1 protein-coding gene is annotated in these 1656 nt (G+C 68.1%); it reads right to left on the bottom strand.

Annotated features, from left to right (window positions below):
- Positions 1-214 (bottom strand): hypothetical protein (locus tag ACWDKQ_RS36065; protein WP_450143223.1); only part of this gene is annotated, 214 nt, incomplete at its 3' end.
- Positions 215-1656 lie beyond the last annotated feature (1442 nt).

Here is a 1656-nt window from a genome sequence, read left to right as displayed (position 1 = left end):
TGTCCCGCAGACCAGGAATCGAATCCAGCGCCGCAGCAAAAAAAGAGTCACCCCCAGCCTCGACATAAACAGGAACCAGCCCCTGCTCATGCAAAACCGACAACTGACCAGTCGTCACACCAAAACCAGCAGCATCAGCCTCAGAAACAACACGCCGCACATCCCGCCAAACCCCGTCGGCAACCCCGACGTGGTGTTCACGCAGGAACGTCATCCCTGCCTTGGCCGTCGTGTGCCCCGCCGCCTTAGCCCAGGCAACCCACCCCGCCAACTCCCCCCGAGGTATCCCACGCCGCTGAACCCGCTTCCCCTTCCCGGACTCAGCACGCCACGCAGCCTTCCAAACCCTGGCGTCAACCCCGACGTGGTGTTCATGCAGGAACGTCATGCCCGCCCTGGCGGTCGTGTGCCCCGCCGCCTTAGCCCAGGCAACCCACCCCACCAACTCCCCCCGAGGTATCCCACGCCGCTGAACCCGCTTCCCCTTCCCGAACTCAGCACGCCACGCATCCCGCCAAACCCTGCCGTCAACCCCGACGTTGTGTTCATGCAGGAATGTCATTCCGTCCTGGGCGGTCGTGTGCCCCGCCGCTTGAGCCTGGGCGACCCACCCCGCCAACTCCTCCCGAGGTATCCCACGCCGCCGCTTTCCCTTCCCGGACTCAGCACGCCACACATCCCGCCAAACCCCGGCGGCAACCCCGACGTGGTGTTCATGCAGGAATTGCATTCCTGCCTGGGCGGTCGTGTGCCCCGCCGCTTGAGCCTGGGCGACCCACCCCGCCAACTCCTCCCGAGGTATCCCACGCCGCCGAACCCGCTTCCTTTTCCCGGACGCGGCATCCTGCGGCCTGGATGCCACCGGGGCATCCGCACCCGACGCCGGGTGGGCGGTGGATGGTCCGGCCTGCGACTCACCCGGATACGTCTCCCCCGGATACGTCTCCCCCGGATACGTCTCCCCCGGCCCCCGCTGCGGGGGTTTGCCGCCCCGCAGCCCGCGCTGCCCCACGCCCCCCACAGACGACGGCACACCCCCACCACCACGCACCGGCGGCCGGGCGGTACGCCACAAATCCGGCGCACCCTCCACACCCGCCTCCCGCACGCTGGCCGCCAACTCTGCAGCACGCGCCCACGCGGCCGCAGCGGCCGCTGGTTCGGGCAGGCCATCCCGCCGTGCTCGATGCAAAGTGACCGCAACCTCATCCACCACCAGGTCAAAGGCCACCCGCTCCGGCGGCTTCACACCCACAAACACCGGAGCGAACAACAACGGACTCACCAACTCCGCGGCAGCCAACTGCAACCTCGCCACCTCAACCTCCGACCACCCCTCGAACTCGGCAAAGCTCACCCAATCCACCCGCGGCAAACCCAGAACCTCCGCAACATCCCCCTCGGAAACGCCACCCTCGCGAGCATCCCCCTCGGGAACGCCACCCTCGCGAGCATCCCTCTCGGGAACGCCACCCTCGGGAGAATCCCCCTCGGGGACGTCGCCCTTGGGGGCGCCCGGTGGCTCGCCCCCGAACGCTTCCCACCACGGGTCGGGGTTCTCATCCTCGAAATCAGTGGTCCAGTCATCCAAAGCGGCCCGGCCGGCCGGATCATCCGGCGGCTCCGCCTGGATCTCATGGAGGACCGGTGCTTCCT

This window comes from Saccharopolyspora sp. NPDC000995 (genome assembly GCF_053599315.1).
The sequence above is the reverse complement of the archived record's forward strand: the minus strand, read 5'-3'. Positions and strand labels throughout refer to the sequence as shown.